Source organism: Actinomadura decatromicini (assembly GCF_008121305.1).
In the GTDB taxonomy this organism is placed as follows: Bacteria; Actinomycetota; Actinomycetes; order Streptosporangiales; family Streptosporangiaceae; genus Spirillospora; species Spirillospora syzygii.
The window spans coordinates 1-13,687 of sequence record NZ_VSRQ01000001.1; the positions used below are offsets into that span (position 1 = coordinate 1).

The following is a 13,687-nucleotide window of genomic DNA, read 5'->3' on the forward strand; positions in this document are numbered from 1 at the left end:
GTCTCAGTCCCAGTGTGACCGGTCGCCCTCTCAGGCCGGTTACCCGTCGAAGCCTTGGTAGGCCATCACCCCACCAACAAGCTGATAGGCCGCGAGCCCATCCCCAACCGAAAAACTTTCCACCACCCCACATGCGCGAGGTGGTCGTATCCGGTATTAGACCCGGTTTCCCAGGCTTATCCCGAAGTCGGGGGCAGGTTACTCACGTGTTACTCACCCGTTCGCCGCTCGAGTACCCCCGAAGGGGCCTTTCCGCTCGACTTGCATGTGTTAAGCACGCCGCCAGCGTTCGTCCTGAGCCAGGATCAAACTCTCCATCAAGGCACAACGACCACACGAGGGGCGAACCCCGCGCAGCCAAACCTTAAGGAAACAATCCCAGCAAACACGACCCCACATAAGAGGGCCGTGCATTGCCTCAAAGAAATCCCCGCCACCCCACAACAGGGGTGGCTACGGGGACGACCAAACCAGGAAAACCCGGCCTGGCCGTATAAAGGCACTGGCTTTTAACACGCTGTTGAGTTCTCAAGAAACGGACACCCACCGCGCCGACCACCCGCTCCCGCGGGCCCCGGCTCCGGGGCAACCCTTCTAACTTACCTGACCCGTCCCCGTTGTCAAGAAGATCCAGGAAGATCTTTTCGACGGACGAGGGACCTGCCAGAACCCCAACCTCACGACACCACCACAAGCCAAAGAAGACCCGTGAAGATCGTTTTGTAGGGGGCACCCTGCGGGCCGACCACCTCGCGGCGTCCTGCATCCCGTCCGGGCTTGCCATTCAAGAGTAACCCGGCCCGGAGCAAGCTGCGAACCGTTTTTCCTCTGTCGGCTTCCCCCGGGGCCGTCCGCCTTCCGGCGTCCCGCATCCCCTTGGGGCAGGAAGAACATTAGGCAGCCCCGCACGCCCCGTCAAATCGAGCTCGCCCAACTCTCGTCCAAACAAGGAAAAGTCCTGGTCATCGAGCGTTCACGGGATCGGCGTCAGGCGCGCGTCAGTGTCGCGTCAGCGGACGGCGGCCGATGTCCGCGCCGTGTCAGCGGCCTCGCCCAAGGTGGTGGACGACACAGCGAAGACCCGCGAGAGGCGGACTGATGGACGATGTGATTCGCGCCGAAGGGCTGCGCAAGCGGTTCGGGGACACCAAGGCCCTGGACGGCGTGGACATCTCGGCGCGCCGGGGGACGGTCCTCGGGGTGCTTGGCCCGAACGGGGCGGGCAAGACGACGGCCGTCCGCGTGCTTGCGACCTTGCTCAAGCCGGACGCCGGACGGGCCGAGGTCTGCGGCTACGACGTCGTCAAGGACGCCGTCCGGGTGCGCGCGATGATCGGGCTGACCGGCCAGTACGCCTCGGTGGACGAGGAGCTGACCGGTTTCGAGAACCTCGTGATGATCGCCCGGCTGCTGGACTTCCCGCGCCGGGAGGCGAAGGCCAGGGCGCGCCAGCTGCTGGACAGGTTCCGGCTCACCGACGCGGGGTCCCGCGCCGTCAAGACGTACTCGGGCGGGATGCGGCGGCGGCTCGACCTGGCGGCCAGCCTGATCAACCATCCCGAGGTCATCTTCCTGGACGAGCCCACGACGGGGCTGGACCCGCGGGCCCGCAACGAGGTCTGGGACACGGTCCGCGGCGTCGTCGCGGAGGGCGCGACCGTCCTGCTGACCACGCAGTACCTGGAGGAGGCCGACGCGCTCGCCGACCGGATCGCGGTGTTCGACCACGGGCGGGTTATCGCGGAGGGCACGTCCGACGACCTGAAGGGGCGGATCGGCCGGCAGACGCTGGTAGTGCGCGCCTCCGAGCCGTTCCGGACGGCTCAGCTCACCTCGATCGTCGCCGAGCTGAGCGGCGAGCGTCCCGACGTGCAGCAGCCGACCGGGCTGGTCAGCGTCCCGGTGCACGATCCCGGCGTGCTGTCGGCGCTGGTCAGGCGGCTGGACGAGGCGTCCATCACGGCGGCCGAGCTGGCCCTGCGGATGCCGAGCCTGGACGAGGTGTTCCTCACGCTCACAGGCCATCTCGCCGAAGACGAAGGCGAAGAAGGAACAGAAGCCGAGAAGTCCGATCTCATCACCGAGGGGAGCGTGGCATGACCGCCATCGCCGTCGAAACGCGCCGGCCCGCCGGCGAGCCGCCCGCGCGCATCAGCCCGCAGCGGACACTGCGCCACGGCCTCACGCTGGCTTGGCGCAACATCTCCCAGTTGAAGCACTCCCCGGAGAAACTGCTCGACACGACTCTCATGCCGATCGTGTTCCTGCTGCTCTTCCTTTACGTTTTCGGCGGGGCGGTCGCGGGCGACACGCACTCGTATTTGCAGCAGTTGTTGCCGGGTTTGATCGCGCAAATGGCGATGTTCGCGACGATGGGTCTGGGGACGGCGCTGAACGAGGACATCCACAAAGGCGTGTTCGACCGGTTCCGGAGCCTGCCGATCGCCCGTTCCGCGCCGCTGATCGGTTCGGTGCTGGGCGACACGGCCCGGTTCGTCACCGTGATGACGGTCCTCGTGGTGTTCGGGTCGATCCTCGGGTTCAGGTTCCACACCGATCCGCTGTCGGTGCTGGCCGCGTTCGCGCTCGCGTACGTGTTCTACCTGGCGGTCTGCTGGATCTCCGTCCTGGTGGGCCTGGTCGCGCCGACGCCGGACACCGTCCAGGGGCTGGCGTTCATCTGGGTGATGCCGCTGACGTTCGGGAGCAGCATCCTGGTGCCGGACACGTCCACGATGCCGGGGTGGCTCGAGGCGTGGACGAAGGTCAACCCGGTCACGCACCTCGCTGAGTCGATGCGGGCGCTGATGGTCGGCGGCCCGGTCGGGAACCACGTCTGGTACACGCTCGCGTGGGCGGCCGGAATCGTCGCGGTCACGTTCCCGCTGGCCATGCGGATGTACTCGCGGAGGGCCTGACGTCCGCCCTGGGAAACGCGAGGACAGGCGAGGAAGGCGAGGCATGAACCCGAACGGGGGCGCCTCGCCTTCTCGTGTTCCGGCCCTAAGGACGGCCGGGTCAGACGGGTTCGGGCGCGGTCGACCGGACGAGGTCGACGCCCGCGGCGAACACGTCGTCGCGGGTGACCTGGCGGCCGCGCTCGTAGGCGACGGCGAACGCGTCCGGTCCGAGGACGGACGTGACGTAGGCGTGCGTCCGCTCCGCGTCGTAGGACGTCACGTCGCGGAAGCCGTGCAAGGTGTGGGCGGTGCCGAGCAGTTCGGCGGCGCGGACGCAGGCGCCGCGCGCGGCGGCGCACGCCGCGAGGCCCTCGACCATGGTGGCCAGGGCCGGGTTGCCCATCAGCGCGTCGTTCCGGAGGTCGGTGAAGGCCTTCGTGTGCCAGTCGAGGGCGGCGTCGAGGTCGCCGTCCTCCTCGGCGAGGGAGCCGAGGCGGCTGAGGGTGCGGCGGACGGCCTGCGCGAAGTCGGGACGGTGCCCGCGCGGCTCGGTCCAGCGGCGGGCGCGGGCGGCGTGCGCGCGGGCGGCGGCGCGGTCGCCGCCCTTCAGGTCCATCTCGCAGAGCTGGAGGGACGCCCCGGCGGCGTCGGCCAGCTCGCCGATCCGCTCCGTCTGCGCCATGGCCCGCTCCACGTCGTCGCGGGCCTGCGCGAGGTCGCCCAGCTCGGCCCGCGCCCGGCCGAGCTGGGCGAGGATCGACGCGCCCTGCTCGGGGCTGACGCCCATGGTCGCGTAGCCGTACGCCTCCTCGCCGAGCGCGACGGCCTCGGCGAGCTCGCCGCGCGCCATGGCGACCTGCATCATTCCGCTGAGGACGAGGATCATCCCGAAGCGGTCGCCGAGGTCGCGGAACCGGGCGTAGCCGTCGGCGGCCTCCGCGGCGGCCTCGTCGATGTGCCCGGTGTTGATGGCCATGTGCGCGAGCAGCGTGTGGGACACGGCGCGGACCCAGGGGTCGGGGTGGTCCTCGATCCGCCGCAGCCGCCGCGTGATCTCGCCCAGGTCCCCGCTGAGCAGCGCGGACGCCGACTCCATCAGGGCGAGGACGGGGTGCAGCGGCCGCTCGGGCAGGGCGTCGGCGACGGTGTCGAAGACCGCGTGGAGCGACTCGCGGGTCGGGCCGACGTCCTTGGTCATCTCCTTGATGACCTTGGCCGAGATGACGCAGAGGGCGTGCTGCTCCTCCAGCCCGGGCGGCGGGTCGTCGCCGACCATGTCGCGGACCGCGACCGCCCAGTGCCCGGCCTCGACCTCCATGTCGCGCAGCACCCAGAACCAGACGAGCGCCGCGACGAGGCGGAGCCCGGTGTCGCGGTCGCCGGTGTCGATGACGTGCCGGAACGCGACGGTGACGTTGCCGCGCTCGGCGGCGAGCCGCTCGGTCCAGCGGAGCTGGTCGCGGCGGCGCAGCTCCGGCTCGGCGCGTTCGGCGAGCGCGACCAGGTGCGCGGCGTGCGCGGACCGGACGCGCAGCGCCTCCCCGGCCTCCTCGAGCCGCTCCCCCGCGTACACGCGGACGGTCTCCAGCAGCCGGTAGCGGACCTCGGCGTCGCCGTCCGCCATGACGAGCGACTTCTCCACCAGGGCGGCGATCACGTCGATGACGTCCTGCGGCTCGGGCGCGTCGGGGGCGGGGAGGCCGCACACGTCGACGGCGGCGTCCGGGGTCGCGCCGCCCGCGAACACCGACAGGCGGCGCAGGACGGTGCGCTCCACGTCGTCGAGGAGGTCCCAGCTCCAGTCGACGACGGCGCGGAGCGTGCGGTGCCGGGGCAGCGCGGTGCGGCTGCCGCCGGTGAGCAGCCGGAACCGGTCGCCGAGCCGCGCGGCGACCTGGCCGGGGGTGAGCGAGCGCAGCCGGGCGGCGGCGAGCTCGATGGCGAGCGGGATGCCGTCCAGCGCGCGGCAGATCTCGACGACGTCGGCGACGGTCTCGGCGTCCACGGCGAAGCCGGGCCGGACGGCCGCCGCCCGGTCGCCGAACAGCCGGACGGACGCGAACCCGAGCGCCTCGGCGGGGTCGGCGACGTCCGCGTCCGGCAGCGGCAGGGACGGCACCGGGCACAGCGACTCGCCCGTGATGCCGAGCGGCTCCCGGCTGGTGGCGAGCATCCGCACGCCGGGGGCCTGCGCGAGGACGTGGTCGGCGAGCCGCGCCGTCGCGTCGAGGACGTGCTCGCAGTTGTCGAGGACGACGACCATCCGCTTGGCGGCGAGGAAGTCGGTGAGCCGTTCGAGGGGCCTCGGCACGACCCGCGTCTCGACGGGCCGGACGGTCTCCGGGACGGCGAGCGCGGCGAGCACGGCCTGCACGACGTCGGCCGGGGTGCTCACCGGGGCCAGCGGGACGAACCACACGCCGTCCGGCATCTCCTCGACGAGCGCGGCGGCGCTCTCCCCGGCGAGGCGCGTCTTGCCCGCGCCGCCGGGGCCGGTGAGGGTGACGAGCCGCGTCTCGCGGAGCAGCTTGCCGACGCGGCGGGACTCCTCCTCGCGTCCGACGAAGCTGGTGAGCTGGGCGGGGAGGTTCGTGCGGGCGGGGCGCGGGACGTCCGGCGGGACCTCCGGGGCCGGCGCGGCGGGCTGCTCGGCGGCGCTGCGGACGACGGGGTCGCGGCGGAGGATGGCCAGGTGCACGGCCGACAGCCCGGGCGACGGGTCGACGCCGAGCCGGTCGGCGAGGGCGCGGCGGGTCTCCTCGAACACCTCCAGGGCGTCGGCCTGCCGTCCGGCCGCGTAGAGGGCGCGCATGAGCTGGCCGCGCAGGCGTTCGCGGAGCGGGTTCGCGGCGGCGAGCGGTTCGAGGTCGGCGACCGGCGGGACGGGCAGCCCGGCGGCGAGTTCGGCGTCCACCCGGTCCTCGACGGCGGCGAGCCGCAGCTCCTCCAGCCGGGCGATCGGCGCGGCGGCGAACGCGGCGTCGGCGGCGTCGGCGAGGGCGGGGCCGCGCCAGAGCCGGAGCGCGGCGCGCAGCAGGTGGGCGCGGCGGGCGGGGTCGTCCTCGGCGCGGGCGGCGACGACGTCCCGCTCGAACGCGACGGCGTCGACCTCCGCCGGGTCGATGCCGAGCCGGTACCCGGCGGGGCCGTGCTCGACGAGGTCGCGCCCGGCGACGCCGCGCAGCCGGGAGACGAGCGCCTGGAGCGCGTTGCCGCCGCCGCTCGGCGGCGCGCCGTCCCAGAGATCGTCGAGCAGCCGGCCGACCGACACCGGCCGGCCCGCCTCCACCGCCAGCCGGACCAGCAGGACGCGCAGCCGGGGGCCGCTGACCTCGACGGGCCGGGCGGTTTCGTCCCGCACGTCGAGCGGGCCCAGGATGCCGATGCGCACGAGTCCCCCTTCCGGGTGTCATTGTCGCCGATGCGCCGGCCGCACGCGCGCACGGAGGGCGGCGCGCGGCCGGTAACCGGAGCGGCGAGGAACGCCCCAGAAGCCCCAATCTTGACGTTTGCACCAGAAAAAGCGGGTACGGCCATTCTATGGATCTGTCATTCCTCAAGACGCTGTACGAGCGTCCGGGCCCCTTCGCGTCGGTCTACGCCGACCTCACCCGGACGACGGAGGACGCGTCCAAGGCCGCCGAGCTGCGGTGGCGGGCGCTGCGCGCGGATCTGGAGGACCGCGCCGCCCCGGCGGCCACGCTGCGCGCGATCGAGCAGACCATCGACGAGGAGATGCTGGCGCGCCGCTCGGAGGGCCTGGTGGTCTTCGCGGCGGACGGCGAGGTGGTGCACAGCGCCCGCCTGCCCGGCCCGCCCGCGGCGTCCCGCGCGACGGTGGGGCCGCTCCCGGACGTCCTGCCCTACCTGGCCGAGCGCGGCGAGCGCTTCCCGCACCTGCTCGCCGTGGTGGACCGCCGCGGCGGCGAGATCGACTGCGTCGGCCCGGACGGGCGGCGCCACCGCTACGAGGTCCGCGGCGACGAGGACTACCCCATCCGCAAGACGAAGGCGGGCGACTGGAACCAGTCCCGGTTCCAGCGCTCGTCGGAGAACGTCTGGAAGGCCAACGCCAAGAAGGTCGCGCAGGAGATCGACCGCGCCGCCGACCGCTGCCGCGCCGAGGCCGTGCTGATCGCCGGTGACGTGCGGGCGCGGACGGCCGTCCTGGAGGAGGTGTCGGAGAGCGTCCTCGAACACACCGTGGAGACCGACAAGAACACGACCGTCGACGACCCCGCGCTGGGCGCCGAGCTGCGCCGCCTGCTGCGGCTCAAGACCACCGAGCGGATCATGGCCGTCGCCGAGCGCTTCGACCGCGAGCTGGCGAACGGGCAGCGCGCCGTCGAGGGACTGCCCGCCACCACGGAGGCCGTCCGGCAGGGGCGCGTGGAGACGCTCCTGCTCGACGGCGACCCGGACTCGGCCGACCGGCTGTGGATCGGCCCCGACCCGAGCCAGGTCGCCACGTCGCGGGAGGAGCTGCGCGACGAGTTCGGCGTGCCCTCGCCCGAGCCGGTGAGGGCCGACGCGGCGCTGGTCAGGGCCGCGGCCGCGACCGACGGCGAGCTGGTCCTGCTGCCGTCGGACGGGCCCGGCCCCGGCCTGCACGTCGGAGCCGTCCTCCGCTACACCGCCTGACCGGGCCGCACGGGACCGGGCCGGGCGGTCACTCGCACTTCGGGGTGGCGCGCACCCCGAAGTGCAGGTAGCGCTCGCCGGTCGGCAGCGCGTAGAACGCGACGGGCTGCCAGGTCCGCTCGGCGGGCTCGCGGACGGCGAACAGGTTCCCGCCCGCGTCGACCGGGTGCAGGTCGTACTCGGTGACCGGCTCCGCGACGATCTCGGCGAGCGGGCCGGTCGCCGTCATGCGCAGGACGGCCCGCCCGGCCCGCTCGAACACCTCCAGGTCGGCGCCCGTCCGGCTGTAGCGGCCGGTGTGGCGGCGGATGTCGACCGGCGGGGACGGCGCCGCGGGCTCCACCGGGTGCGGCATCGCGACCCCGGCCAGTTCGGCGAAGACCTCGCGGAACAGGTCCTCGTACAGGTCGACGTGCTGCCCGCCGTTCGTGAGCAGCACGACCGCGAGGCCCTCGTCCGGGAGGACGCGCAGGTACGCCGACTGGCCGATCGTGTTGCCGTCGTGGCCGACCAGGCGGCGGCCGTCCCAGCCCATCCGCGCCCAGCCGAGCCCCCACGAGTCGCCGGGGCCGTACCGGTCCGGCAGGACGGCGTGCTCGGCGGCCATCTCGGCGACGCTCCGCTCGCTCAGCAGCCGTGCGCCGTCCGGGGCGAGCCCGCCGGTGAGGTGCAGGCGGGCGAAGGCGAGCGCGTCCGCCGCGGACGCGGTGATCAGCCCCGCCGGGCCGAGCGAGCGGGGCAGCGCCCACGTCCCGGCGCGCACCGGGGCGGCGTCGCCGTCCGCGACGTGCCCGGCGGCGGCGCGGTGCAGCAGCGCCTCCTCCGGCAGCGTCACGGTGTGCTCCAGGCCGAGGGGCTCGATCAGCCGCTCGCGGAGCGCCCGGTCCCAGGTGCGGCCGGTGAGCTTCTCGACCACCCGCCCGGCGAGGGTGAACCCGGAGTTGCAGTACGACCAGGTCGCGCCCAGCGGATGGTTCCGCGCCACCTCGGCCAGCTCCGCCGTGTACTTCTCGACGCAGTCGTCGCCGCGCCCGGTGTCGGTGAACACGTCGCCGTCGATGCCGCTCGTGTGGTTGAGCAGGTGCCGCATCGTGACGCGCTTCGTGCCCTCCAGGTCGCTGAGCCGCAGCTCGGGCAGGACGTCGACGACCGGGGCGTCCAGGTCGAGCAGGCCCTCGTCGACGAGCTGCATGACGAGCGTCGCCGTCCACACCTTCGTCATCGACCCGATCTGGAACAGCGAGTCGGGCGTGACGGTCACGCCGGTCGCCGTGTTGAGGACGCCGTGCGCCGCCTCCACCAGCTCGTCCTCGCGTCCGGGGACGACCCGCAGGATGCCGAGGACCGCGCCGGGCACGCGGTGCCGTTCCGCCAGCTCCGCAAGCCTGCGCCGCCAGTGCGCCGCGTCGATGGAGGCGCGGCCCGCGCCGCCCGCGTAGCGCTCGACCCAGTCCACGATGCGCCGGTTGAAGTCGGCGCGCTGCGAGGGCGGCCCGTCCAGGAAGAAGAAATGCGAGGCGTCCGGATAGTAGACGAGCCGGGACGGGACGCCCCGCGCCCGCAGCGCGGCGAGCCACTGCTCGGCCTGCCCGTCCGGGCAGCGCAGGTCGGCGGTGCCGTGCAGGAGCAGCGTCGGCGTCCGGACGTCCTCGACCCGGCTGTACGGGGACATCTCCGTGTACCGGTCGGGGCTGGCCCAGGGCGTCCCGCCCAGCTCGTACTCGGCCAGGTGGTGCCCGCAGTCGGACGTCCCGGTGAGGCTCACCAGGTCGGCCACGACGCCGCCCGCCACCGCCGCCGCGAACCGGTCGGTCCTGCTCGTCAGGTAGCAGGTCATGTAGCCGCCGTAGCTGTAGCCGGAGACGGCGAGCCGGGACGGGTCCGCGACGCCCTCCGCGACCAGGGCGTCCAGCGGTTCGAGGAAGTCCGCGGTGTCGGCGACGCCCCAGCCGCCGAGCGCGGCGGTGAAGAACCCCTCGCCGTAGCCGTCGCTGCCCCGCGGGTTCAGCAACAGGACGGTCCAGCCGCGCGCGACCAACTCCTGGTGGTACATGTGCGCGTGGTCGGCGGCGGCGTTCCACGCGTTGTGCGGACCGCCGTGGATGTCGAGCAGCAGCGGACCGGGCATGTCCGCGTCGGGGTCGCGCATCACCCAGCCCTGCACGACGGCGCCGTCCGAGATGGGGAACATCCGCTCCTCGCGCCGGTACGACTCGGCCTCGGCGAACGGCGCGCCGTGCGCGGTGCGGACGGTGTCGACCCCCGTCGCGAGGTCCACGGTGACGACCTCGCCGAACGACTCCTCGGTGGTCAGGACGAGCGCCGCCGTCCCGTTCCGCGCGTCCACGCCCGAGACGACCCACCCAGGGCCGCCGACCACTCGCCTCGGCGTGCCGTCGCCACCCGTGGACGTCACGTACAGATGCGTGCACCCCTGGTCGCGGGCGCAGAACAGCACCTTCTCGCCGCCCTCGACGAGGCGCGGCACCGACCCCGGGTACCCGGGCATGCCCGGCATGACGTTGCGGTCGAGCATGCCGGACAGGTCGGTCGCCGGTCCGCCGTCGAGCGGCACGCGCAGCAGCCGGTTGTGCCCCAGCACCGTGCCGTACGTGCCGATGACCAGCAGCGCGTCGCCGCCGGACGTCCACACCACCGGGCCCACCGCCGCCTCGGCCGGGCCCACCCGCCGCGGGACGGCCTTCCGGTCGGACACGTCCAGCACGTACGCGGCGATGTGCGCGGTCAGGTCGGTGTCGGGCAGGGTGGCGCCGAAGGCGAGGCGCGTCCCGTCCGGCGACCAGGCGGGGTCCCCGGCGTGCCAGTCCCCCGACGTCACCCGCCTGGCCTGCCGCGTCTCCAGTTCCAGGACGAAGACATGCGCCCGGACCCGCCCGAGAAGACCGGCGCCGTCCGCCCGGTGGTCGATCCGGTCGGTGACGATCGGCCTGCGGGCCCGAGCCGCGCCGTCCTCACCAGGGGACGCGTCAAGGTCGACGGGAGCGGTGAACGCGAGCGCCGTGCCGTCGGGTTTCCAGCACGGCGGCCCGGCGCCGAGCGGCAGATCGGTGACCTTCTCGGGTTCGCCGCCGTCGGCCGGAAGGAGCCACACCTGCGGGGGCCCGTCCTCGCTGCGCAGAAAGGCGACCTGGGACCCGTCCGGCGACCAGGCGGGCGACACGTCGGCGGCGCCGCGGGTGAGCCGCCGGGGCTGGCCCCCGGCGGTGTCCACGGTCCACAGCCTGCGGACGCAGCGGTCCGCGGCGGTGTCGTCCGTGCGCAGCACGTACACCAGCCGCGTGCCGTCGGGGGACAGCGCGGGCTGCTCGGGCAGCGCCAGGTCGGTCAGGTCGTCGATGCGCAGGCGTCGGGTCACCGGAGCCCCTCTGGTCGGGTCGGGCTTTCTCTGATGCCAACGATCCGGTCAGGAAGCGGGTTCGGGTGACGGCACCGACATGAATGGGCGAAACATGACAAAGGAGTGGCGACCGGCGCTTTCGCGCCGAACTCGCCACTCCCGGACTCCGTGTGGAGCTATGGGGATTCGAACCCCAGACCTCCTCCATGCCATGGAGGCGCGCTACCAACTGCGCCATAGCCCCTCGGTCGGGAAAAGCTTAGTGCAAGTCGGGAGCGCTCTGGACGCGGGCCGCGGCGGGACGCCCCGCCGCGGGCCGCGTCCGACGTCAGCCCTGCTTCGCGCTGTAGGTGTACCAGCGGTCGTTGACCGTGGGCACATGCACCGTGACGTTCCTCGGCCACTCGACCGGGACGCCGAGAACCTCGTTCTCCCGGACGGTCCGGCCGTTGCTCGCGGTGTGCTCGCTGGTGATCTGGCCGGTGGTGCCGCCCTTCGCGGGACGCGCGGGCCGCGCCTCCTTCTCCGCCCGCGACGTGCAGATGACCCGGCCGAGGTCGGGACGTTTCGGAAGCAGTCCGAGGGACGTGATCACCTGCAGCGCCTTCGCGCAGTCGCTCGTGCTCGGGGTCTGCGGCGCGGCGCTCCCCCCGGGCGCGCTCGCGGCGGTGTCCGGCGCGGGCGGCGGCGCGGCCAGCGCGACCGCGGGCACGGCCGGGACGGCGGCGGCGGCCAGCACGAGCAGCAGCGTCCGTCCGGTGGTCCGGCTTCTCATGGGGCAGTCCTCATCTCGATCACGCATCGCCACCCCGTGGCGTTCCCGCATGATCAACACGATGAAGCGCGCCCGGACGAAAGCCGACCGCCGTCATGGCGAACCTTTTGCGGTCAGACCCAGCCGAGGCGCTCGCGGACCTCGTCGGGCGCGTAGCCGCGCTGCCCGCCGTCCCCGATCCACACGATCCCGTCGGCCTCGGCCACCGGCCCGACCGCGTGCTCCTGCGGAAGCCGCGGCTGGATCGCGAGCCGAACCCGCGTCCCCGGCTCGTACTTGCGCAACTCGTCGATGAGGTCGGCCACCGTGACCTCCCGCGTCGCCCCCCTGCGATGTCTTCCCATACCAGGCATGAAACCACCCCCCGCAACCATCCGCTCCACCCCCAAGGCCGGACCCCCGAACACCCACCCACCAGCCCAGCCCCAAGGCCCGCAGGGAACCGGCGCCCCAAACCACCAGGACAGCACAAAACCCGACGCCCCAGCCACAAGGCCGCACGGAACCCGACGCCCCAGCCACAAGGGGGGCGTGGGGGGCGGAGCCCCCCACATCGGGGGTCCGGGGGTTGCCCCCGGGCAAACACGACGAAGGAGTGGCGGGAAAGAGGCAAAGCCTCGACCACACCACTCCCAACTCCGAGTGGAGCTATGGGGATTCGAACCCCAGACCTCCTCCATGCCATGGAGGCGCGCTACCAACTGCGCCATAGCCCCGCCGCCGCGTGGACGTTCATCCCGCGGCGCCCCGCCAGTGTATAGGACGGAGTGAGCACGGCTCGAATCGTTTGCGGTTCAGGTTCCGGCGTCGGGGCGGTCGTCGCTGAGCACGGGTTCGGGGAGGGTCCCGGCGTTGTGCTCGGCGAGGCGCCAGCCGCCGTCGCGCATCTCGGTGATCACGGACCAGCAGCAGTTGGACAGCCCGCCGAGCCGCTCCCACGTCTCCTCGGGCAGGCCGAGGAGGTGGGACATGCCGAGGCGGAGCGCGGCGCCGTGGGACGCGACGACGAGCTGCCCGTCCGGTTCCAGGCCGTCGAGGGCGCGTTCGAGGGCCGCGCCGACGCGCTTGGCGACCTGGGCGCTGGTCTCGCCGCCGGGCGGATCCCAGGCGGCGTGCTCGGCCGGGTACCGCTCGCGGATCTCGCGGTTGGTGAGGCCCTCCCAGGCGCCGCCGCCGCGTTCGACGAGGTCCTTGTCGTACCGGACGGGGAGCCCGGTGATGTCGGCGAGGGCCTGGGCGGTGTCGGCGGCGCGCCGCAGCGGGGACGCGAGCAGCGCGGTCGGGCGGAGCCCGGCGAGCAGCCGCGCCGCCCGCCGGGCCTGCTGGACGCCGGTCTCGTCGAGCGGGATGTCGGCCTGGCCCTGGAAGCGGCGTTCGACGTTCCACGCGGTCTGCCCGTGCCGCCACAGCACCAGCCGCCGCTTCCCCGGTTCCCGCTGGGGGGCCGCTCCCCCGGTCGGCTGGGGTTCGCTCACTCGGGGCTCCCGACGGCGCGGGCGCGCTGGGCCTGGTGGGCGGTGACCCGTTCGGGGAGTTCGATGAGGGGGCAGTCTTTCCAGAGCCGTTCGAGGGCGTAGAACATGCGGTCCTCCTCGTGCTGGATGTGCACGATGATGTCCGCGTAGTCCAGCAGCACCCAGCGGCCTTCGCGCTCGCCCTCGCGGCGGACGGGCTTGGCCCCGGCGTCCTCCCGGAGGCGCCGTTCGACCTCGTCCACGATGGCGCGGACCTGGCGGTCGCTGGGGGCGGAGCAGAGCACGAACGCGTCGGTGATGACGAGCTGCTCGCTCACGTCGTAGGCAAGAATGTCGTCGGCCAGCTTGTCGCCCGCCGCCTCGGCGGCGATCCGGACGAGCTGCGCCGCCCTCTCGGATGCGGTCACGATGCGCTCGCGATCCTCCCTGTAGGGGTCGTATCCGCTAACACCATCTCACGGGTGGCGGCCTGCGGTCCCCTTTGTTGATGTTCGACCGCCGTGCCCGGGCGGCCGCTTCCGCCTCCAGCGTATGTCCC

The 13,687-nt window shown here is 73.2% G+C and carries 9 protein-coding genes, 2 tRNA genes and 1 rRNA gene; 3 read left to right on the plus strand and 9 right to left on the minus strand.

All coding sequences use genetic code 11. From position 1 onward, the window contains the following. Positions 1-321 (minus strand): 16S ribosomal RNA (locus FXF68_RS00005); the annotation flags it as partial. A gap of 777 nt (positions 322-1,098) precedes the next feature. Between FXF68_RS00005 and FXF68_RS00010 the strand changes: the two genes are divergently transcribed. Together FXF68_RS00010 and FXF68_RS00015 are read left to right on the plus strand one after the other, a co-directional pair. Continuing rightward, positions 1,099-2,100: an ATP-binding cassette domain-containing protein gene (locus FXF68_RS00010; protein ID WP_148756775.1), complete on the plus strand. Its 1,002-nt coding sequence runs from the start codon at positions 1,099-1,101 to the stop codon at positions 2,098-2,100. Beyond that, entirely contained in the window at positions 2,097-2,918 is an 822-nt protein-coding gene (locus FXF68_RS00015; RefSeq protein ID WP_148756776.1) for an ABC transporter permease, read from the plus strand. Before FXF68_RS00010 ends, FXF68_RS00015 begins: the two co-directional genes overlap by 4 nt. A 100-nt stretch (positions 2,919-3,018) precedes the next feature. Here the strand turns inward: FXF68_RS00015 and FXF68_RS00020 are convergent, their stop codons facing one another. Further along, the gene (locus FXF68_RS00020) at positions 3,019-6,291 is read right to left on the minus strand and encodes an ATP-binding protein (RefSeq protein WP_148756777.1); all 3,273 of its coding nucleotides are present in this window, start codon (positions 6,289-6,291) and stop codon (positions 3,019-3,021) included. Positions 6,292-6,440: 149 nt separating this feature from the next. Between FXF68_RS00020 and FXF68_RS00025 the strand changes: the two genes are divergently transcribed. After that, on the plus strand, positions 6,441-7,541 hold the full coding sequence (locus tag FXF68_RS00025) for a baeRF2 domain-containing protein (RefSeq protein ID WP_148756778.1): 1,101 nt from the start codon (positions 6,441-6,443) through the stop codon (positions 7,539-7,541). A 28-nt stretch (positions 7,542-7,569) separates the two neighbouring features. On the opposite strand, the gene FXF68_RS00030 is transcribed toward FXF68_RS00025, so the two are convergent. The 7 genes from FXF68_RS00030 to rsfS all read right to left on the minus strand — a co-directional run bounded on the left by FXF68_RS00030 (position 7,570) and on the right by rsfS (position 13,556). Then, positions 7,570-10,917, minus strand: coding sequence for a serine hydrolase (locus FXF68_RS00030; protein WP_148756779.1), 3,348 nt, complete (start codon positions 10,915-10,917; stop codon positions 7,570-7,572). A gap of 153 nt (positions 10,918-11,070) precedes the next feature. Further along, positions 11,071-11,143, minus strand: a tRNA-Ala gene (locus FXF68_RS00035). Between the two features lie 84 nt (positions 11,144-11,227). Next, positions 11,228-11,674: a hypothetical protein gene (locus FXF68_RS00040; RefSeq protein ID WP_148756780.1), complete on the minus strand. Its 447-nt coding sequence runs from the start codon at positions 11,672-11,674 to the stop codon at positions 11,228-11,230. Between the two features lie 113 nt (positions 11,675-11,787). Continuing rightward, positions 11,788-11,979, minus strand: coding sequence for a hypothetical protein (locus FXF68_RS00045; RefSeq protein ID WP_222869733.1), 192 nt, complete (start codon positions 11,977-11,979; stop codon positions 11,788-11,790). A gap of 338 nt (positions 11,980-12,317) precedes the next feature. Next, positions 12,318-12,390: transfer RNA gene (locus FXF68_RS00050), tRNA-Ala, on the minus strand. A 78-nt stretch (positions 12,391-12,468) separates the two neighbouring features. Then, positions 12,469-13,149 (minus strand): histidine phosphatase family protein, encoded by a 681-nt coding sequence (locus FXF68_RS00055; protein WP_148756781.1) that lies wholly within the window; start codon positions 13,147-13,149, stop codon positions 12,469-12,471. Then, the gene (gene rsfS / locus FXF68_RS00060; RefSeq protein ID WP_067905559.1) at positions 13,146-13,556 is read right to left on the minus strand and encodes a ribosome silencing factor; all 411 of its coding nucleotides are present in this window, start codon (positions 13,554-13,556) and stop codon (positions 13,146-13,148) included. The genes FXF68_RS00055 and rsfS overlap by 4 nt, the downstream gene beginning before the upstream one ends. Positions 13,557-13,687: the final 131 nt, after the last annotated feature.

Bases quoted from the DNA above. Each gene is read 5' to 3' on its own strand.
- FXF68_RS00010 (WP_148756775.1), top strand. From the start codon at position 1,099: ATGGACGATGTGATTCGCGCCGAAGGGCTGCGCAAGCGGTTCGGGGAC.
- FXF68_RS00015 (WP_148756776.1), top strand. From the start codon at position 2,097: ATGACCGCCATCGCCGTCGAAACGCGCCGGCCCGCCGGCGAGCCGCCC.
- FXF68_RS00025 (WP_148756778.1), top strand. From the start codon at position 6,441: ATGGATCTGTCATTCCTCAAGACGCTGTACGAGCGTCCGGGCCCCTTC.
- FXF68_RS00040 (WP_148756780.1), bottom strand. From the start codon at position 11,674: ATGAGAAGCCGGACCACCGGACGGACGCTGCTGCTCGTGCTGGCCGCC.